This window comes from Lysinibacillus sp. JNUCC-52, assembly GCF_015999545.1.
GTDB lineage: Bacteria > Bacillota > Bacilli > Bacillales_A > Planococcaceae > Lysinibacillus.
This window is the reverse complement of the sequence record NZ_CP065546.1, coordinates 3,021,402-3,040,929: the sequence shown is the minus strand read 5'-3', so window position 1 is coordinate 3,040,929 and position 19,528 is coordinate 3,021,402. Positions and strand designations below refer to the sequence as shown.

General features: G+C 36.3%; 20 protein-coding genes. 5 read left to right on the top strand and 15 right to left on the bottom strand.

Annotated features, from left to right (window positions below):
* Positions 1 to 24 precede the first annotated feature (24 nt).
* On the bottom strand, positions 25 to 858 hold the full coding sequence (locus tag JNUCC52_RS15035) for a MerR family transcriptional regulator (protein WP_173479295.1): 834 nt from the start codon (positions 856 to 858) through the stop codon (positions 25 to 27).
* An 84-nt stretch (positions 859 to 942) separates the two neighbouring features.
* Here JNUCC52_RS15035 and JNUCC52_RS15030 point away from each other — a divergent pair, with 84 nt between their 5' ends.
* On the top strand, positions 943 to 1,410 hold the full coding sequence (locus JNUCC52_RS15030; RefSeq protein WP_173479294.1) for a GNAT family N-acetyltransferase: 468 nt from the start codon (positions 943 to 945) through the stop codon (positions 1,408 to 1,410).
* Positions 1,397 to 2,731 (top strand): MATE family efflux transporter, encoded by a 1,335-nt coding sequence (locus JNUCC52_RS15025; protein WP_337980235.1) that lies wholly within the window; start codon positions 1,397 to 1,399, stop codon positions 2,729 to 2,731. The genes JNUCC52_RS15030 and JNUCC52_RS15025 overlap by 14 nt, the downstream gene beginning before the upstream one ends.
* Positions 2,732 to 3,044: 313 nt before the next feature.
* Here JNUCC52_RS15025 and JNUCC52_RS15020 read toward each other — a convergent pair whose 3' ends face one another.
* Positions 3,045 to 4,088, bottom strand: coding sequence for an AI-2E family transporter (locus JNUCC52_RS15020; protein WP_173479292.1), 1,044 nt, complete (start codon positions 4,086 to 4,088; stop codon positions 3,045 to 3,047).
* Positions 4,089 to 4,554: 466 nt separating this feature from the next.
* Between JNUCC52_RS15020 and JNUCC52_RS15015 the strand changes: the two genes are divergently transcribed.
* Entirely contained in the window at positions 4,555 to 4,947 is a 393-nt protein-coding gene (locus JNUCC52_RS15015) for a RidA family protein (protein ID WP_173479291.1), read from the top strand.
* Between the two features lie 123 nt (positions 4,948 to 5,070).
* On the opposite strand, the gene JNUCC52_RS15010 is transcribed toward JNUCC52_RS15015, so the two are convergent.
* The 11 genes from JNUCC52_RS15010 to JNUCC52_RS14960 form a co-directional block, all read right to left on the bottom strand.
* Positions 5,071 to 5,679: a flavin reductase family protein gene (locus JNUCC52_RS15010; protein ID WP_337982228.1), complete on the bottom strand. Its 609-nt coding sequence runs from the start codon at positions 5,677 to 5,679 to the stop codon at positions 5,071 to 5,073.
* Between the two features lie 21 nt (positions 5,680 to 5,700).
* The gene (locus tag JNUCC52_RS15005) at positions 5,701 to 6,639 is read right to left on the bottom strand and encodes a ring-cleaving dioxygenase (RefSeq protein WP_337980234.1); all 939 of its coding nucleotides are present in this window, start codon (positions 6,637 to 6,639) and stop codon (positions 5,701 to 5,703) included.
* A gap of 254 nt (positions 6,640 to 6,893) precedes the next feature.
* Complete coding sequence (locus JNUCC52_RS15000; protein ID WP_337980233.1) at positions 6,894 to 7,436, bottom strand: cupin domain-containing protein; 543 nt, start codon at positions 7,434 to 7,436, stop codon at positions 6,894 to 6,896.
* Between the two features lie 94 nt (positions 7,437 to 7,530).
* On the bottom strand, positions 7,531 to 8,310 hold the full coding sequence (locus JNUCC52_RS14995) for an IucA/IucC family C-terminal-domain containing protein (RefSeq protein ID WP_337980232.1): 780 nt from the start codon (positions 8,308 to 8,310) through the stop codon (positions 7,531 to 7,533).
* A 15-nt stretch (positions 8,311 to 8,325) separates the two neighbouring features.
* Positions 8,326 to 9,129 carry an ABC transporter ATP-binding protein gene (locus JNUCC52_RS14990; protein WP_337980231.1) on the bottom strand — a complete coding sequence of 268 codons (804 nt, stop codon included), beginning with the start codon at positions 9,127 to 9,129 and terminating at the stop codon, positions 8,326 to 8,328.
* Between the two features lie 83 nt (positions 9,130 to 9,212).
* Positions 9,213 to 10,253 carry a FecCD family ABC transporter permease gene (locus JNUCC52_RS14985; protein ID WP_337980230.1) on the bottom strand — a complete coding sequence of 347 codons (1,041 nt, stop codon included), beginning with the start codon at positions 10,251 to 10,253 and terminating at the stop codon, positions 9,213 to 9,215.
* Positions 10,246 to 11,262, bottom strand: a complete 1,017-nt coding sequence (locus JNUCC52_RS14980; RefSeq protein ID WP_337980229.1) for a FecCD family ABC transporter permease — start codon at positions 11,260 to 11,262, stop codon at positions 10,246 to 10,248. The genes JNUCC52_RS14985 and JNUCC52_RS14980 overlap by 8 nt, the downstream gene beginning before the upstream one ends.
* Positions 11,263 to 11,423: 161 nt before the next feature.
* Positions 11,424 to 12,416, bottom strand: coding sequence for an ABC transporter substrate-binding protein (locus tag JNUCC52_RS14975; protein WP_337982227.1), 993 nt, complete (start codon positions 12,414 to 12,416; stop codon positions 11,424 to 11,426).
* Positions 12,417 to 13,039: 623 nt separating this feature from the next.
* Complete coding sequence (locus JNUCC52_RS14970; protein WP_337980228.1) at positions 13,040 to 13,546, bottom strand: GNAT family N-acetyltransferase; 507 nt, start codon at positions 13,544 to 13,546, stop codon at positions 13,040 to 13,042.
* Between the two features lie 31 nt (positions 13,547 to 13,577).
* Positions 13,578 to 14,858, bottom strand: coding sequence for a histidine--tRNA ligase (locus JNUCC52_RS14965; RefSeq protein ID WP_337982226.1), 1,281 nt, complete (start codon positions 14,856 to 14,858; stop codon positions 13,578 to 13,580).
* Between the two features lie 369 nt (positions 14,859 to 15,227).
* On the bottom strand, positions 15,228 to 15,749 hold the full coding sequence (locus JNUCC52_RS14960) for a GNAT family N-acetyltransferase (RefSeq protein WP_337980227.1): 522 nt from the start codon (positions 15,747 to 15,749) through the stop codon (positions 15,228 to 15,230).
* Positions 15,750 to 16,103: 354 nt separating this feature from the next.
* Between JNUCC52_RS14960 and JNUCC52_RS14955 the strand changes: the two genes are divergently transcribed.
* Positions 16,104 to 16,811 carry a DUF421 domain-containing protein gene (locus JNUCC52_RS14955; protein WP_173479289.1) on the top strand — a complete coding sequence of 236 codons (708 nt, stop codon included), beginning with the start codon at positions 16,104 to 16,106 and terminating at the stop codon, positions 16,809 to 16,811.
* Positions 16,812 to 16,999: 188 nt separating this feature from the next.
* Positions 17,000 to 18,445: an MDR family MFS transporter gene (locus JNUCC52_RS14950; RefSeq protein WP_337980226.1), complete on the top strand. Its 1,446-nt coding sequence runs from the start codon at positions 17,000 to 17,002 to the stop codon at positions 18,443 to 18,445.
* A gap of 115 nt (positions 18,446 to 18,560) precedes the next feature.
* Here JNUCC52_RS14950 and JNUCC52_RS14945 read toward each other — a convergent pair whose 3' ends face one another.
* Together JNUCC52_RS14945 and JNUCC52_RS14940 are read right to left on the bottom strand one after the other, a co-directional pair.
* A complete protein-coding gene (locus JNUCC52_RS14945; protein WP_173479287.1) occupies positions 18,561 to 18,779 on the bottom strand; it encodes a helix-turn-helix domain-containing protein in 219 nt (72 codons plus the stop codon).
* A gap of 10 nt (positions 18,780 to 18,789) precedes the next feature.
* Entirely contained in the window at positions 18,790 to 19,275 is a 486-nt protein-coding gene (locus JNUCC52_RS14940; protein ID WP_337980225.1) for a DUF2975 domain-containing protein, read from the bottom strand.
* Positions 19,276 to 19,528 lie beyond the last annotated feature (253 nt).

Genomic DNA, 19,528 nt, shown 5'->3' with positions numbered 1-19,528 from the left:
TAGGTAGTTTCCTTTTTTGCAAAGCTACTTTGCCTTTTTGACTATTTCCATCATAATTTTCGTTACATAGTCTTCCTCTCGATTTTTAATAACCGCATCATAAATATATTCCTCATACACGTACTGCCCAAGCTCGTAGCCGTTTTCTTCCATAACCTTAAATAATCTTTCATACGTTTGCCCAAGCGTCGTTGATAACCCGATATGGTAACCAATAATAAAATCGCCTTCAATCGCCTTAAAATAAGGATGCCCTTCTTGTGGTTGGGGCTGTTCCATATATAAGTAACAATAATTATCATAGTTACCAGCTAAAACTTGCTCTCTTTTTGTGATGCCTCCAATTGGATAACCTGTATCAAGTTGCGAGCGATCCAATTCATCGATAAAATCTGAGACCGCCTTTACAAACTGTTCCTCTGTGGAATCTTCAATATTTTTGCTTAAATATAATGTCTCCTCAGGGAAATGCCCAATCGTCATACTGTCAAAATCTATATGCATCGCTTCCTCTGTTGTCTCTATTTTCACCTCAATAATACTTTCAATCATTTCAAGCTCTCGCCTTTTTTTTGCCACAAGCTCCTTTTGCTGACGCATTAAATCTAGAAAATTTTCTGGTGATTTATCTGCCATATACTTTTGAATTTCTTTTAAAGACATACCAAGCGTCTTTAATAATTCAATAACGCTAAAAAAATCATATTGTGCGATGGAATAATAACGATAGTCCTTACTATCTTTCATAATTGGTGATAAAAGACCGATTTGATCATAGTAAATGAGCGTTTGTTTATTAACCTTACAAAGCTTAGCAAATTCACCTGTTGTAAAATATTTTACGTTTTTATTAAGCATTTTAAGTTTCCTTCCTTGACTATATAGTTACTATATACTTTAGATTGTAGCTATTCACAATAAATTTAGAAAGGTTTTGACATTATGTTCACGGAAATACGTGACATCACAGCTTTAAACAAAGAAGAAGTATTAGCTTTACACATCGCTGACAATCAGCAGAACTTTATTGAAAGTACACAGGAGTGCTTAGACGAGGCACATGACGATCGTCGATTTGTTCCAGTTGGTTTGTATAAGGAGGATATCGCGGTAGGCTTCGCAATGTATGGTGTATTTCCACATGAGGATGATACACAACGCGTTTGGCTAGACCGCTATCTAATTGATGAGCGTTATCAGCATAAAGGACTTGGAAAGTACTTTTTACAACAGCTTATCAATTTCTTACAAGCAAAATACAATTGCCAAAAAATATTTTTAAGCGTCTATGACAACAATAAAGTAGCCATTCAGCTCTATAAAAAGTTTGGATTTGTCTTTAACGGCGAATTAGATGAAAAGGGCGAAAAGGTGATGGTAAGAGAGGTACTTGCTCATGACGACAATTAATCCAATTGAAACAAGACCGTTAAAGCCATTGTTTTTATCCTACTTATTCCCAGCGATGATTGGGATGCTACTCATGTCTGTAAACATTTTAGTTGATGGTATATTTGTCAGTCACGGAGTTGGCCCGACCGCTCTTGCAGGCGTCAATATTGCCGTGCCGATTTTCTCCATTTTATTATCAATTTCCCTATGGATTGGTATGGGTGGTGCCACTTTGTACTCCATTTCACTTGGGGAGGGCAATAAAAAACGAGCACATCAGCTTTTTACACTAGCGTTTACATCAATGCTTGCAGTAGTTTTAACTTTAGTGCTAGTACTTTTATTTAACTTAAAAGAAATTGCCTATATTTTTGGGGCAAGTGATGTTACTTATCCTTATGTACAAGAATACTTACATGTAATTTTAATATTTGGTGTCTTTTACACAATCGAAAACTTACTAAGTATTTTTATTCGCAATGATGGAAATCCAAAGCTCGCAATGATGGGTTTAATTACTACATCCATTTTAAATATAATATTAAACTACGTATTTATTTTCGTGCTCCATTACGGTGTAAAAGGTTGCGCCTTAGCGACAGCAATCTCTACAATCATCGGCATGTCGGTGCTATGTCTCCATTTCTTCCGAAAGCAATCTGAATTAAAATTTGTATCTACGTTTTTCAACTTATCCGATTTGAAGAAAATATTTGCCATCGGTTTACCAAGCTTTATCGTAGAGGCTTCTATGGCGATTATCGTGATTTTATATAATGTATCGTTTTTGCACTACCTTGGTGCAAACGGTGTAACAGCATATGCAATGGTTAACTATATTCATACAGTATTATTAACCGTATTCCTAGGTATCGGTATGGCTCTACAACCTCTTGTCAGCTACCACCATGGTGCCAGATTAACAAAGCGATTAACTGCACTTTTGAAAATTGGTTTAGCAACCGCTCTTATACTCGGATTAAGCATTGCCATTATTGCTATGCTATTCCCTTCCCAATTAATAGCCCTATTCGGCGATAGTACGTTTGAAATTCGCCATATAGCAACCCAAGGTTTTGTTCAATTTGCAATTGGCTATGTTTTCTTAGGCTTAAATATGGTACTTGCAGAGTTTTTCCAATCTATTGAAAAGATTCGTCTTGCAACAACTATTATGTTACTACGCAGTATTATTTTATTTATTCCAGCGCTCTTATTGCTACCTAAATTACTAGGCGCACAAGCAATTTGGTGGACTTTCCCCGTCGCAGAAGGTATTACTGCATTGCTGATTTTCTTATATATCCGAAGAAAGCCGCGGGCGGTTTTTTCCAACTAACGGGTAATATACTGCTATCGTTGATTTGCGTTACAAGCGGCGCTTTCCGCTTCAATCAACGCCAATAATTGTTTGAGAATTGTTTGAGTGCCTGGCACCCATTCCTAGCATAATATTGCTCCTAACACTTCGCTTTCCGCGAGCACGACGTAAGCCGCAACCCTCGCTATCGCGCGGTTTGTTGCGTCTTACATTACGTGCGTTCCCGCAGGAGTCTACGTGGATTTTCCTTGGCAAGACATATAGAAATTGTTTGAGTGCCTGGCACCCTAAAAAGGAAGCATGCGCCTAGAGCGATGCTTCCTTTTTTAATTTACTTATTTACTTTTATAGCTACAGATTGTTTAGGTTCTCCCTCGGTGGACGTTACACCTAGAACATCGAGCAAGAACATAAATAACGGAATCCCGATAATGAGTCCCCATACCCCAAGAAATTGCTCTGAGAAAAGGATCACAATAAATGTATAAAAAATAGGGAGATTCGTTTTAGCAGACATGAGCTTTGGATTTAGGAAATATGCCTCGATAGCATGTAGCACCACTACAATAATAAGAATGTAGACAATGTACATCGGGCCACCAATACTATAAGCGATAATGCTCAACGGAACTAATGAAATAATAACCCCTGCTACAGGAATTAAACCTAAAATGAAAAGCATTATTCCGAGTGCAATTAAATGTGGGAAGCCCATGATCGAGAGCGCTATAACAGATAAAACACAATTGACCGCAGCAATGATAAATTGTGCTTCAATCACTTTACCAAAAGAACGAATAAATATTTTAGAGAAATACGTTAACTCATCGTAAAGCGGACCAATTTTACTATCTTTAAATTTTGCAGTGAATTCAATAATTCGCTTCTTCTCCAGAAGAATGAACAAACTCAAAATAAGTGCGATGAAAACGTGCAAAATGACCTTACCAATGTTCGTTAAATTTTTAAGTGTAATGTCTACACCTTGCTCCAAATATTTACCGAGTTCAATCTTCTCAAATGTTGGGGCTAAATATCTCGCAATCTCATTATCATTCGGATTGAGATTAAAGGCTGCAATTAAATCAAACAGCTGTGTTATCTGTTGGGTCACAACAGGCAAATACTTATAAATAACAGCAATGATCCCAGCAACAAGTAATAAATACAGCGTAACTATCATCGCTTTTTCATTGATTGGCGCAATACGTCTAAACTCTTTAGTCGCCTTAGTAGAGAGCTCATTCATTAAGTAGGTCATAATGAATGTGAGAAGAATAAGGTTAATCATACTGCGCATTAAATATAATGCAACAGCGATTCCCGCTAGAATAATAAAACGTTTAAATCCATTACTTCGAAAAAAATTACTCATGCATTCGCTCCTTCCACAAAACGGCTCCGCCTCAACTGCCTACTTACAAAATAGGATATTATAAAGCAAGCAGACAAAATAGTAGTTATCAATATATATAATTTTCATGTCATTATTTGAGCTACTGGAAAAAATCTCTGTCTAGAAGAGTATTTCTATTACTCTATAAAATATAACAATAGGATGTTTTCTTACTCATAACAATTCCTAATTCAAGAAGTAAATCTATATATTATAGATTTTTTACACTTTTCAAATTAAAATGAAAGACAATACAATTAATCATAGTGTATTGAAAGCTATACCAGCGTTAAAGCCTTATTTTTATTACTTCTATTATAACCCTATAAACTGCGATATCCAAAGTAACTTCTTTTGTAAACAGCATCAAATTAATGGTTTTATGTTAATTTTCGTACGATATTTTAGAAATTTCACTAAATACGACCAGATAAGGATTGATTAAATGAAAATCTCAAGAAATCCCAAGGAAGTTCATCAACCTGTTGCACCATATGTACACCAAATAGAAATTACAGGGCCCAATAAATGGCTAACATTATCAGGACAAATAGGAATGGAAGTTGACGGCACTGTGCCTGAAAATCCAATAGCTCAATTGAAGTTAGCACTTAACAATATTAAAAAAAATCTCGAAAGTGCTAGCATGACTGTTGATGATCTAACAAAAGTAGTTTTTTACTTAGTTGGGGATTTCGACTTAACAGAAAGAAAAAAAGTGATGACTGACTTTTTTGGCGATCACGTCCCATGTATGACGATGTTGTATGTAGTAGCACTTGCTGCGCCAGTATTCAAGGTGGAGATTGATGCTTGGGCATGCCAGGAAATGCAATAACCGAGGTTAAATGGACCTTGAACATATCCGTTCAAGGAGAAGAATAGCTCATGAATGGAGACCCGTCGATTTCTCGTACACTCCATTCACAAGCATATTTTTTTGTCCAAATTTTCATTCTGATTAATTAGGACGTTCTATTTCAAAAAGCTCTCCTATTTTTGCATAACTCGATCCTGCAAGCCTGCTAACAGCCTTTAGTGCTCTTGGATTAATCTTGCCATCATAATAAATCGTGTCGTCTAAATGAAAATGTACGACTTCGCCGATAAATAAATCGCCTGTCCGCTCCTCCCCATTCAGTAAAGGGATTGTCTGTACTAAGCGACACTCCATCCGAACTTTCGCCTCTTTAACACCAGGTACATTAATACAATGACTGTCTATAAGACTCAAGTTGGCCTTTTCAATTTCACTCTCAGTTACAGGCAGAGCAGCCGCTGTTTCATTAACCTGGCTAACATTATCTTCATCTACAATATGCACAACAAATTGCCCTTGATACTGAATATGACGAGCAGTATCTTTTAAGTACCCTTTTGATCTTTGAATGGCTAAAGAAATCATCGGCGGGTTAGATGATACGATATTAAAATAACTAAACGGTGCGCCATTTATAACACCTTGCTCTGACTTTGTCGTCACAAAAGCAATCGGTCTCGGAATAATACTACCAGTTAATAATTTATAGTTTTCACGCTCTGTATTTTTCTTAGGATCAATCGAAATCAAAAGTTCCATCCCCCCTTTTTATCAATCAACCGAACGAACTTTGATTGGTATTAATGTTCTTTCCAACTGTTCACGATGTGGCTCATACTGCAATGGTAACATTAATTGACTACCCATTGTTTCAGCTGTTTCGTCATGTGCGAATCCTGGAGGATCTGTCGCAATTTCAAATAAAATTTCCCCTGCTTCACGGAAATAAATCGCATTAAAATAATTACGATCTTTTACTTCTGTTACATGTTGCCCATGATTCATTACATACTCTTGCCATTCTAAGTGATCTGTATTATCCTTTGCGCGCCAAGCAATATGGTGAACTGTTCCAACACCCATTTGACCACGTATGCCAGGTACCGTTTTTAAATCAATCATATTTCCAATAGCGGCACTTGATTTAAAGCGGGCATATTCCCCTTCTGCTGCGATTTTTTCAAGCCCCATTACCTCTGTTAATACCTTTTCTGTTTCTTGAGGACGACTTGAATAAAGTGTTGCTCCACCAAACCCTTTTATTGCAACCTCTTGCGTAACCTCGCCAATTGTCCAATTATTCAATTCGCCTTCTGCACGTGCAACTAATTCAAGATGAAGTCCATGCGGATCATCAAATTGCACGACTTGTTCGCCAAAGCGTTCAGCTTTTTTGAATGGAATAGAAAATTTCGCAAGACGATTAATCCAAAAAGGCAATGCCCCTTCTGGTACCACATATGTTGTAACGCCAACTTGTCCATCACCGATTCGTCCTTTATAAGCATTTGCCCAAGGGAAAAATGTAATAATGGTACCTGGTTTCCCAGCACTGTTACCAAAGTAAAGATGATATGTTTCTGGGTCGTCAAAATTGACCGTTTGTTTGACTAATCGTAAACCTAAAATTCCTGCATAAAAATCAACATTTTCCTGTGGATGCCCAACAATAGCTGTAATATGGTGAATACCTTCTGTATGTTTGCTCATAATGACAATTCTCCTCTGCAAATAATTTGCTTTCTCTTGTAATAATTTCTAAAAATGTGTTACTTCAAACTTCCAACAAGAAACAATTTGTAAACCTACGTTAATATCTCGAATTAATTTATCTTGAATTCGAGATAATTATAACACGGTATTTTTTGTTTCGTCAATCACTCTGCTAAAATTGATTTTTCATAGCATATAAAAAAGCAAAGTTGCTTCAACAACTTTGCCTATCATTAAATATCTATCATTTGCTAATGACCATAACCCGCTTCCGCAGCCATTGCATCTGCTTTTGTAGTATGAACTGTTCCAAATGGATGGTTAGGAGGAGCATAAATCGAAAATAGCTTTAATGGCTCATTTCCTATATTGGTTACATTGTGCCATGTTCCAGCAGGTATGACGATGGCATAATCATCATAGACATTTCTAGCAAAGGTTAAATTATCTTTACTACTCCCCATTTGAGTAACCCCTTGCCCTTGTTCTATATATAAAAACTGATCAACATCTGGATGCATTTCTAAACCAATATCCTCCCCAACACGGAGACTCATAACCGTTATTTGCAAATGATTTCCTGACCAAATAGCAGTACGGTACGTATTATTAAGCTTAGTTGCCTCTTCCATATCAACCACAAAAGGTTTTTTTCCAAAATCGGTAGTCAATTGATTATGATTACCATAGCCTGCTTGATTAGGAAGGACTGCCTCATAAGGAACAGGCAAGTGCATAGGCTGATTACCGTAGCTATACATTGGGACATTTACATAATAAGGTACATAGTACATTTTCTCAATCCTCTCACAGATTATAAAAGTATCCTATGCTTCTGTTTGTTGAAATGTACCCAATAAAGGTATGGAGTAAAACTACAAACTATTTTCACGTTGTCATTTTGGGGCATGATATACAATAATCATGTTCTTCTTCAGAGGTTAAATAATAAAAACAGCAAGTTTTACGTAGTCTAATTGGCTTATCAACACCTCTTGCCATTACCTTAGGTGTATTGTATCTAGTAAATGGATTTTTACGCTCGCCAAATATATAGCCTGGAGCATCTGACATAATGTACTGATAATCTTTTTCTAAGTAGGCTATTTCAACTTCACTTGCACCTTGTCTAAATTGAGTTTCATAAAACCAATGTATATACATAGCCGCATGTTCCCATAAAACAGCCTTTGAAACTTTAGTAGTAGCTGACAAAATAGACCATACTTTTGCGATGTTTTCAGCAAAAATTGATTGTAAAATTTGATCTCGCCATCTTTCTCTGTTACTTATCGGCAAAGTTACTTGAGCATCTATTAGCCCTATACGTGGAAGCCATAATTCCTCTTGATAGCTTGACTCCACGCTTACATTGTCGATTGATATATTCAGCCCCTTCTGTAGCATCGACATCGTATATAGAGAGGCACCCATCGTTAAAACGCTATAACGCTTCCCGAATAATGAAGCGGTAACCATTAAAGAAGTGGAGTTAAAAATCGGTGAAATGGTTTGTAAATATAAACGGCAATTCTCACTGCACAGCAAAGCCTTAGATGTAATTGAATAAGGTGATGCAGGCAATTTTGTCTCCGTGTAACGATAGTTCTCTGTTAAAATAGCAACCTCTGAGGGCGTTAATAGTTTATTATTTTGTACATTTAACATAAAAGTCCCTCCCGCTCAGTCTCTAAGACAGCACATGCCTTTTCCGTGCGGCACACATAAAGGTGTTCCAAAAAGAGGATCATTCATAATTGTACAATCCATTCCAAATACATCCTTCACTAAATTATTCGTAATAATATCTGCAGGCATTCCTTGTGCATAAACTTTTTTATCGCGCACCGCTACAATATGATGCGCATAACGGCAGGCCAAATTTAAATCATGCAAAACCATAACAACTGTACAATTTTCTCTGCTATTTAAATCAAATAATAAATCTAAAATTTCTACTTGGTGCGCCATGTCTAAATAAGTAGTTGGCTCATCCAATAAAATTAAATCTGTTTTTTGCGCCAATGTCATCGCTATCCACGCCCGCTGTCGCTGCCCTCCAGATAATGCATTAACAGGGCTATTAGCAAATGGCGTCATCTGCGTTGCCTCCAATGCTTGATTCACAATCTGTTCATCTTCTGTGGACCATTGCTTAATCCAGCTTTGATGAGGGTACCTACCTTGTTTAATTAGCTGTAAAACTGTTAATCCTTCTGGTGCTATTGGTCCTTGTGGCAGTATCGCTAATTGTTTCGCAACTGATTTTGTAGATAAATCTCGAATTTTTTTCCCATCTAATAAAACATGACCATTCTTTGGCTTTATTAAGCGGGCAAACGTACGTAATAATGTTGATTTACCACTACCGTTAGCCCCTACTAAAACCGTAATTTTCCCTTCAGGTACTTGTAAATGTAAATCCTCAAGTATATTGGCACTACCATAGGTAACTGTTAAAGCATTTGCCTCTAATATATGATTCAAAATAGATACACCTTCTTTCTATATTGTACCGTTATATAAGACTATTAATATAATGCTCCCTATGTATCACACCATGTTCATTTCTATACACTGTGATTTCTTGTACGGAACAGTAAATAAATAAAAAACGGAGCCCCAATTGCTGCGGTAAACACACCTGCTGGTAAATCTTTTGGTAGAAACGCCGTCCGACCAATAATGTCTGCAAAAATAACTATAATACTTCCGACAATTGCCGAAATCGGGATGAGTGCTGCAAATGAACGTCCCACCAGCATTCTACTAATATGGGGTGCTACTAATCCCACAAAGGCAATACCACCTACAAAAGCTACTGCTGAGCCGGCTAGCATAACACTAATTAACAGGAACATTAAACGGTATACTTGTACTCTCACACCTACACCTAATGCAATATCATCACCTAATTCTTTTACATTAATAACTCTTGCCATTACAAACGTTATTAAAATCAAAATGATGACCCACGGGAGCAATAAATAAACATCCTGCATATTCGCGCCGTACAAGCTACCTGTAAGCCATATATAAGCTCTTGATGTACGAACTTCCTCTCCCATCACGATGAGCATTGTCACTATCCCTTTCATAAGTGCAGAGATACCGATACCAATTAACACTATGCGAATGGGTGTCACACCTTTTCTCCAAGACAAAAGATAAATAATCGACGATACTGCTCCTGCCCCTATAATGGCTGCTAATGGTAAATAATGAATACTTACCGTTGCATATGCAAGAAATATTAGCGCACCTACTGATGCACCGCTTGTTACACCAATAATATCCGGCGCAGCTAAAGGATTTCTAATAATGCCCTGTAATATTAATCCTGATACAGCAAGCGCCATGCCGACTAACGATGCAAGTAAAACTCTAGGCAGACGTAATGTTTGTATTGTAAAAAAATATTCACCCGTACCATAGCCCAACAATTCTTTTAATACAGTCACTGGAGATATAAAATCGCTACCTACTGAAAGAGCAAGCATCATCATGGCACATAGCACAATACAAAGGAGAATGATCATCATCGCGACTTTCTTAGATAGTTGAAACGATACTTTATCCGATTTTGTACGAACCGTTATATATTTATGCATTTCGCGCTAACCCCCTTCGTGCTATATAAATGAAGAAGGGTGCACCAATAAAGGCTGTCATAACACCAATTGGCATTTCTAACGGCATAATCACAAAGCGAGCCGCAATATCTGCTAACAATAGTAATGTTGAACCAATTACTGCGCTAAACGGTATAATCCATCTGTAGTCTGTGCCCACTAAACCCATTGCCATATGCGGGACAATTAAGCCAATAAACCCGATTGACCCAGCAACTGCGACAGAGCCGCCAGCAAGTAAGATAACAATAATACCCATAACGACTTTCGTTAAAATGGTGCGTTGCCCTAAGCCTTTTGCAATATCATCCCCTGATTGCAAAATATTGATGGACCTACCCATAAAGAATGCAAAGCTACCACCTAGTACAATGAACGGTAGTACAGGCAACAACATATTGATATCTCTTCCTGAGACAGAACCTGCTAGCCAGAAAAGCACGCTTTGTATGCCTTGCTCATCGATGACTAATAACCCTTGTGTAAAAGATACAAACAATGCCGAAATGGCAGCGCCTGCTAGTACTATCTTTATTGGAGTTAAGCCATCTCTTCCTAATGAACCTAGAAAAAACACAAGAACCCCAGCAATACCAGCTCCTAAAAAGGCAACCCACATATAATGAATAAGCGAATCCATAGAAAAAAAGGTAATGGCACATACTATAAAAAATAATGCACCTGCGTTAACGCCTAAAATATCTGGAGCGGCTAAAGGATTTCTCGTCAAAGCCCGCATTAGAGCCCCCGCTATAGCAAGACTAGCTCCAACTACAGTAGCAACAACAGCTCTTGTGAAACGCGATGTTCGAATAATAACATGCTCTGCATTCGATGCATCATAATTGAAAAAGGCATCGTACACTAACTGAAATGGAATAGACGTTTGACCAAGAGCTACACTTAACATAAATGCTACAATCAGCAACACACAACAAATAATTAAAACACTTCTTTTCATTGAGGTACTGGTAAGCAAATTTTGCATTGCACTCCTACTTTCTTATCCATATTTCTAGTTTCTTTTGAAACACTGCCACTAACCCTTGGGGAAGTAGCTGTTAGAAATGAAGGGACTCATATGCTGAGCCCCTATTTGATGTAATGGAAATGCTATCCGCCATTCCCTGCCAATTTATGAACAGTGGCTTATTTTTCTAGCTCAAATCTGTCATAAATATCATCCAACATAATATGTGCACTTAAAATACCACCCGCAAAATTCCAGTACACTTCTTCAACTCGAAATACTTGATCGTTTTTAACAGCATCAAGCTCCTTCCATAATGGATGGCTTGTCCATTCTTCCATTGTCTTTTTCGTAGCTTCATCTTCGATATAGAACATATAGATAACATCCGCATCCATTTGCGGAATACTTTCTTTATCCGTAAACCTTAGGACGATAGGCAATGGACTTTCTGTAATATTTTTCGGCCCTTTAAAGCCAAGCTCAGTCAAAATTTCACCAGCATAACCTGCTGGGTATACACGTGCATGATCAGCCCTAAAATTTACAACTGAAGCACTAATTGGCCATTTGTCACCTAACTTAGCTTTAATTTTCGTTTGGAAATCAGTTACTCGATTTTCCCATTTCCCAAGCAATTCTTTTGCTTTATCTTCATTACCAGTCGCTTCCCCGATTAAATTTACTGTACCTTTAAAATCAAATACATCTTGGTGCACAACGGTCGGTGCGATTTGTGATAATTGTTCATATATTTCCTCATGTCTATTTTTAGAAGCTACGATTAAATCAGGCTTAAGCTTAGCAATCTCTTCTAAGTTAGGCTGTGTTTCCTCTCCTAAAAGCGGTACCCCTTCTAAGTCCTTTTGTAAATATTCATATATTGGCGTATCTGCCCAAGATTCTACAACACCTACCGGCTTTATCCCCAATGCCACTGCTACATCTGTTGCCCCTTGATAAAGGGTTACAATTTTCGTTGGTGTACCTTCTATTGTTGTCGCTCCTAGTGAATGAGAGACTTCTCGACTGCTATTTTTAGTACTACTGTTGTCAGTATTACTTTCTTCTTGAGTTGTTTTATTGTCATCTGCATTAGATGCTTCCTCAGAGTCCTTATTTCCACATCCAGCTAACAATAAAGCCAATGACAAAACTAAAAACATTACCATCTTTCTTAAGCCAATTAATTTAACAGAATTCAATGTTATTCCTCCTATCAAATAATTTACAATATAATGATAATGATAATGATAATCATTTTCATTATAAAATCGCATAAAAATAATTTCAATATGTACTTTTAGAATATTTGGTATGTTTAATTTTTCCTGCTGTCAAACCCTTTATTTCTTCTATCTTCGGGATGTAACAACTTATGCGTACATAAAAAAAGCAGTTGAAGAAAAAAGATGCTTTTCTTCAACTACTTTAATTTTCTGTCCTCTTTCACGTCCCAAAAAGCTGTGCCAAATAAATAATCCCATAGATCGGAATTGCTATGGATGTGAGTACATACATTACCATTTCACCCTTCGACAGCTTCCTTTTCCATTTCGTTAGTTTAAGCTGCCTATGATAAATAAAACTAGAAAGTAATATGATTAAAAAAGATAGATCTTTTATGTTCTCTAAAAAGAGATGCAACTCATCCTCCCCCTTTGTTGTATAAAAATAGCTCTATTATAGTAAATGACTACAAAACTAAAAAAAGAATCTAGTATTTCATTTTCCTGCTGCTCTATACTTTAGAGCTAAGTACTTCGAGGAATCATTCAGCTCATTTTTGGAGCACCTACATATGTAAAACCATCAAATCCTCGTCACAATACAGTCCATTAAATTTAAGGGCATTCCGTTCTACTCCGTACACTTTAAAGCCTAAAGACATATATAATTTTTTAGCTGATATATTGTCAGAGACAACCGTTAACTTAATTTGCTCCAACCCTTCACAACTTTTTGCCCTCTCTATAAGCTTACGCATAAGTAATTTCCCTACTCCCTGCCCTCTACCTTCTGGTGCTACATACATGCCGAAAACATTTCCTTTATGACTTGTTTTCATATTGCTTTCGCGCATAAAAGTAACGATTCCAACTAACAAATTGTTTTCATTAAAAGCACCAAGAACAAATTTATCGTTCGTTGTTTCTAATCGCTCTGCGACGGTATCCAATGAAAAGTTTACTTCACGCTCATAGGTTGAACCAAATGCCTCTGGATTAATTTGTAATGCACTTAATCGCACCTCTTGATACAACTGAGCATCTGATTTATTTAAAATACGAATTTCCATCATGTCTCCCCTTACGTCTGATATTGAAGAAATATTAAATGTATGAATTGAAAACAAATTTTTCAATAGAGGTCTCTCCAGTATCCATGTTCTTTATAACATATTGATTTTGCTTCACTTCTTCCTCTCCTAACACAATGACGAATGGAGTGTTATCTCGATTCGCTTTATCCATTGCTTTTCTTACTTTTTTTCCATTAAGCTCTACTTCCACACGATACGCTTTCCGCAATTCCCTTGCTAATACAAGAGACTCCGCTACTGTATTTATTGGAATAATATAAATATCAACGAATGTTTCCTGTTTCTTTCGTTCGCCCAACATCATGGCAGTAAATATAACGTCCAACCCAAATGAAATTCCTACAGTGGCAAACCTTTCTGTTCCTCCCAACAAGCCACCAATTGCATTGTCATAGCGTCCTCCACTTCCAATACTCGATGTCATAAGGCCATCGCTTACGAAAATTTCATAAATCGTACCTGTATAAATTTCTAGCCCGCGCGCTAGTAAGGGATTAAATAAACAACTTTGCGAAATGCCCAGCATATTTAAGTATCGTTCTAGTTCTAGCATTTCTGCTAAACCTTCTTGAATGGAGGGTTCCTTATATTGAGCAAAATAAGCAAGTGTAGTTTTGCTATTATCCAATAAAAAATCTTCGATATTTTTTAGTACCAATGCGTCTAAGCCTAATTCCTTTAACTCCGTTAGAACAGCAGCATTCCCGACTTTTTCAATTTTATCTAGTATTAAAATCACTCGACTTTGGGCATCGGCATTTACACCGAAAATACTAAGTAAGCCTACTAATAACTTGCGGTTGTTATATTGAATCACAACATTTTGTTCCAACTTTTCAAAAGTATCTAAAGCCATTATCATCAATTCTGCCTCTGCTGCTTGTGAATCAACCCCTACAATATCTACGTCACATTGTGTAAACTCACGAAATCTTCCCGCCTTAATTGGGCCGTCTCGAAACACTTTGCCTATTTCATAACGTTTAAATGGCATCGGTAATGTAGGATTCATCGCTATTACTTTTGCAAATGGAATCGTTAAATCATAGCGTAGTGCCAGTTCACGCTCTCCACGATCTGATAGCACATACATCTCTTGTAAAATTTCAGTACCCCCCGCATATTTAGATGCCATTAAACTTGTATAGTTTAAAATAGGTGTTTCGAGTGGTTTACATCCGTATGCAATAAACGTATCTTCTAATGTACGGCGAATTTTACGACGAATACACTCTTGCTCAGGTAAATAATCTTGTGTTCCTCTAACATTTTGATAATCCATTTTCTTCATCATCTTCACTCCTTCGTTTTTAAAAAAATAAAAAAACCGTACCAACATAAGCTCCAACTTCGGCTTAGTTATACGATTTCATGGGAAATAGTCTTCCTATTCATTATTAAAAAATTAATAAAGATAGCAAAACTAATGGATATGATGATGTGTAGTTGTGGACAGTAGACGATTTAAAATCGACATATAATCTCCTCCATTCGATTATTCGTTACTTTAAATCAATTGATGTTTTTTGTCAATTCATTATTTTCTATTAATACTGACTTTAGTCAAAAATAATAGGTGCACGCAGATTGCATTGTTAAATTACTTTAAAAAGAAAAAAGCAGTTACTCCGTATAGCTAACTGCTCGTTAAAACTTGGATTTAGAGTAGTTTTTGATAAAGTTCAAATTTATCTAAACCATATTCGCTGTATCCCAAATCAATCGTATCAATATAGTCAAATCCATATTTTCTATAAAGTTTAATCGCTGGTTTATTTTTTTCATATACATCCAAACGAATAGCTTTTATGTCCATTTCTTTACTATGTTGAATAATAAAATCCATAAGTCTTGTTCCAAGCCCTTTATTAAGATATGTAGGATGTACAGCAAAAGTATTTACTACCAATATGTCTTCATCATCGAAATTATTATGCCAATCCGCTGTAGAATAAGCTGCTTCTTGTTCATGTCTTAAGATGACAGTGCCCACAATATGATCCCCATCTTGCAACACATATAAATTGCCTTCCTGTATGCCATTTTGTGCAGTTTCTTTTATTGGATAGACCCCTTTTTTCCATCCTGGGTAATTTATATGGGCCTCAAGGTAATCATTTAAATCATTATATAAAGATTCAATTTCTTCAAGATTGTGTTCCGTTCCCTTTTCAATCCTCATAATTTCTTCCTTTGCTATTTAGTTATTTTAAAAAACCTAAATTATATGGATATTATACCTTATTAATATTTGGTAAACGATTGCTAATATTGAATTTAAAATGATGGCTTTAATGCTCCGCTTCAGAGGTTGAATATTTCCGCAGATTGGGTATAGAACACTACCTATATGAGAGGAAGATGGGCAAAGCGTTAATCAATACTTCGGTGTTTGCTAGAAGTTAATACGAACAACCAGAACCATTTGTATGCGCACTACAGGCGCTTATGCAATGAACTGGACTATGACTAGATGGGGTACGGTATTCGTATCCTTATTTTGCTTAAAAAAATTTAGTACAGAGGAGTTGATTTTATGACATATATGAATATTGGATTGAAGTTATTTTTTGGGTTTATTGCTTTATTACTTGTAACGCGCTTGTTGGGCAAAAAAGAAATATCACAGCTCACCCCATTTGATTTTATTTATTCCATTGTTCTTGGTGGCATATTAGAAGAAAGCATCTATGATAACAAAATTTCACCGCTTCATGTCTGGTTTGCGGTTTTTGTATGGGGCGTCATGCTGTTTATCATCGAAAATGTATCACAACGCTATGATAAAATAAGAGCTCTTCTGAAAGGTGAATCTTCTATCCTCATTAGAGATGGTGAATTCAACTTAAAAGAACTGGAAGCCAATCACTTAGAGATGGAGCAATTACGAATTATGCTACGGCAACACGGAGTCTTCTCTTTGCGAGAAGTATGTGATTTGTACTTGGAACCAGGTGGTACAGTCAGCTTAAAAAAATATGCTAAATTCGATGCGGTCACACCAGCAATGCTCAATTTAGAGCCAAAAGATGATTCAATTAATTTTCTATTTGTAGATGATGGAGCAATTAACGAGGAAATTTTAAGATATACAGGCAAATCAAAAGAATGGCTTTATACTGAATTGCAAAAGGAAGGCTATCCCATTATTCAAGATATTTTGTATGCAGAATGGTCAGAGACCGATGGGTTTTTTATTAAAACCTATTCAGATCAAAAAGACGATTTAAGCAAAGAGAATTAAAATAATCGTTCATTCTAATATTGAAAATACGCGTGTTTTCCTTTAGACTTAGATTTTCTTTGCATTTTATCTACAATTTTAGCAGCCTCCAGTATGACATACTAGGAAACTAGATTTGTTATTTGGCAGATTTAAATGTAAGTTATATATGGAAGAAATTTAACTAGATGGAAGTATAGAGGTAATTTATGAGAAAAAAAGTTATAGTGTCATTAATGTTAATGACATTCCTTTCTGCTGTAGAAGGAACAATTATTAGTACAGCAATCCCCCGTATAACAAGTGATTTATCAGGTGTTGAACTTGTTAGCTGGGTATATGCCATTTATATGCTTGCTACAGCCGTTTCGACGCCTATATACGGGAAACTAGCGGATTTATTCGGTCGAAAAAAAGTTTTACTTATTGGGGCTACAATATTTTTAGTCGGCTCTGCTCTTTGCGGTGTCGTGACTTCAATGGAACAGCTTATTATCTTCCGTGCCCTTCAAGGTCTAGGAGCAGGCGCTATTATGCCAATTACAATGACCATTATCGGTGACTTATATAGCGAAGTGAAGGACCGTGCAAAAGCACAGGGGTGGATTAGTGCCGTTTGGGGTATTTCTGGTGTTATCGGACCATTAGTAGGCGGATTTTTAGTTGATTCTCTTTCTTGGCGTTATATATTCTTTTTAAATGTTCCTTTTGGCATTATCGCTTGTATAATGATAGTCATTTATTACAAAGAATCTATTAAGCCTGCTAAGCATCATATCGACTATCTTGGTGCGACTGTCTTCTCTTTAAGTGCAATTGCTCTTCTATATGCGTTATTAACTGGTAGCAGTAAGAACAACTGGGGAGACATGACCATTATCGGTCTATTAATCTTTGCCGTTGTGTCATTTATTATTTTCTTATTTATTGAGAAAAAATCTCCAGAGCCATTAATTCCGCTAGCACTGTTCTCTAACCGTACATTATCTACTATTAATATACTCACACTAATTTCAGGTGCAATGCTTATTAGTATTACAATGTATCTGCCAATTTGGAGCCAAGGTGTATTAGGGAAAAATGCAACAGATGCAGGGCTCATTTTAATGCCACTGCCTGTTATGTGGACAGTTGGGACTATTTTTTCAGGTAAATTAGTTGGACGCTTAAATACGAAACAAATCATTCTCATTGGGGTTAGCGTTCTATCTGTAGCTGCCTTTACATTATTTACATTGTCCGCAGATTCACAAGCCTTCCTTATTTATGTTGGCGTCGGATTATTCGGATTAGGTATGGGGCTTGTATCACCTATTTACATGGTAACGATTCAAACGGCTGTTTCCAATCAAACGCGCGGTACAGCAATTGGCTTAAATACATTTATCAATACGTTTAGCCAAACATTAGGAGCTGCAGTTTTCGGAGCGCTGTTCAACACGATGATCCATGCACATGGTATTCAACACCTTGATCTTGTTTCCTCTGGCGGACATGGAGGAACGACAACAAATGTAATAACTGATTCCCAAGAGGCATTAGCTTCTAGTGTACATTTCATTTATATGGGGACTTTTATATTAGCACTAATAACTTTGTTAATTGTTTGGTTCTTTTTAAAGCCAGCCACTCAACTATTGAACGAGCATAAATAACGAATAAATAAGCTATAAAGAGATTACTCTTTATAGCTTATTTTTTAAATAATACAATGTAGCTATCCTTTAGCATTTCTATCAACAACTGTTCATGAAAATTTATTGCCTGTTTTTATTGTATATCTTCATCGCTTTTGTACTCCAAAATATCTCCAGGCTGACAATCTAAAGTCTTACATATCGCTTCTAGTGTAGAAAATCGAACTGCTTTTGCCTTCCCATTTTTCAGTATAGAAAGATTCGCCATAGTGATCCCAACCTTCTCTGAAAGCTCCGTGACGCTCATTTTCCGCTTTGCTAACATTACATCAATATTAATAATAATCGCCATATCATTCACCTCAGACCGTTAAATCATTTTCTGATTTTATGTTAATCGCTTCTTGTAGCAGTCGTTGGAGGATAGCAGCAAAAACAGCGATAACGAACGAAGCAAATATAATAATAAGTCCTATAAATCCAACAGGAGGGTCAACTTTCTTCGCTATAAACGAAAAAAGCGGCATACCTACTATATAAAAACCACTAATTGTCACTGCGCAGTACTTAATGTTTTTTAACGCCTTTACCGATAAATCTGAGAACGCCGTGTTCTCCTCAATGTACCGTAAAAGATGAAATGTCTGATAGAGCGCAAAGTAAAAAGGGACTGCTGCTCCATACATTACAATGAAAATGAGATATTTCATCAGTGCAATATTTGGATACAAAGTTGATGCGAAATTCGCTATTCGGGGCACTAAAAATATACATAAAGCAAGAACTGCAATTCCAGCCAGAAAAAGAAATACCTTTAAAAAAGTAGTTGAGCCTCGTTTAACATTCATATTAAGCACCTCAGTTATGTAATGACAAAATAAATTTAACATAAAATTTATTGTTTTACAATAAATATAGATTGTTTATCATTATATAATAAATAGTTCTTACACAAACTTGAGATAAAATTTAAAAAGCATTTCCTATTACAAAGAAATGCCTCTACTTTAAAATATTAAATTTACAATTTGAAAGAAAACTGGGCAACAGGAAAGAAGCGATATTTCACATCATTCCGTTGTTGTTTTTATAAGTAATGTT

Coding starts and splice junctions, on each gene's coding strand:
- JNUCC52_RS14995 (WP_337980232.1), bottom strand. CDS start 8,310: ATGTTAAATGTACAAAATAATAAACTATTAACGCCCTCAGAGGTTGCT.
- JNUCC52_RS15000 (WP_337980233.1), bottom strand. CDS start 7,436: ATGTACTATGTACCTTATTATGTAAATGTCCCAATGTATAGCTACGGT.
- JNUCC52_RS14965 (WP_337982226.1), bottom strand. CDS start 14,858: ATGAAGAAAATGGATTATCAAAATGTTAGAGGAACACAAGATTATTTA.
- JNUCC52_RS14960 (WP_337980227.1), bottom strand. CDS start 15,749: ATGAGGATTGAAAAGGGAACGGAACACAATCTTGAAGAAATTGAATCT.
- JNUCC52_RS14940 (WP_337980225.1), bottom strand. CDS start 19,275: ATGAATGTTAAACGAGGCTCAACTACTTTTTTAAAGGTATTTCTTTTT.
- JNUCC52_RS14950 (WP_337980226.1), top strand. CDS start 17,000: ATGAGAAAAAAAGTTATAGTGTCATTAATGTTAATGACATTCCTTTCT.
- JNUCC52_RS14945 (WP_173479287.1), bottom strand. CDS start 18,779: ATGGCGATTATTATTAATATTGATGTAATGTTAGCAAAGCGGAAAATG.
- JNUCC52_RS15035 (WP_173479295.1), bottom strand. CDS start 858: ATGCTTAATAAAAACGTAAAATATTTTACAACAGGTGAATTTGCTAAG.
- JNUCC52_RS15020 (WP_173479292.1), bottom strand. CDS start 4,088: ATGAGTAATTTTTTTCGAAGTAATGGATTTAAACGTTTTATTATTCTA.
- JNUCC52_RS14955 (WP_173479289.1), top strand. CDS start 16,104: ATGACATATATGAATATTGGATTGAAGTTATTTTTTGGGTTTATTGCT.
- JNUCC52_RS14970 (WP_337980228.1), bottom strand. CDS start 13,546: ATGATGGAAATTCGTATTTTAAATAAATCAGATGCTCAGTTGTATCAA.
- JNUCC52_RS14980 (WP_337980229.1), bottom strand. CDS start 11,262: ATGCAAAATTTGCTTACCAGTACCTCAATGAAAAGAAGTGTTTTAATT.
- JNUCC52_RS15030 (WP_173479294.1), top strand. CDS start 943: ATGTTCACGGAAATACGTGACATCACAGCTTTAAACAAAGAAGAAGTA.
- JNUCC52_RS15015 (WP_173479291.1), top strand. CDS start 4,555: ATGAAAATCTCAAGAAATCCCAAGGAAGTTCATCAACCTGTTGCACCA.
- JNUCC52_RS15025 (WP_337980235.1), top strand. CDS start 1,397: ATGACGACAATTAATCCAATTGAAACAAGACCGTTAAAGCCATTGTTT.
- JNUCC52_RS14985 (WP_337980230.1), bottom strand. CDS start 10,253: ATGCATAAATATATAACGGTTCGTACAAAATCGGATAAAGTATCGTTT.
- JNUCC52_RS14975 (WP_337982227.1), bottom strand. CDS start 12,416: ATGGTAATGTTTTTAGTTTTGTCATTGGCTTTATTGTTAGCTGGATGT.
- JNUCC52_RS15005 (WP_337980234.1), bottom strand. CDS start 6,639: ATGAGCAAACATACAGAAGGTATTCACCATATTACAGCTATTGTTGGG.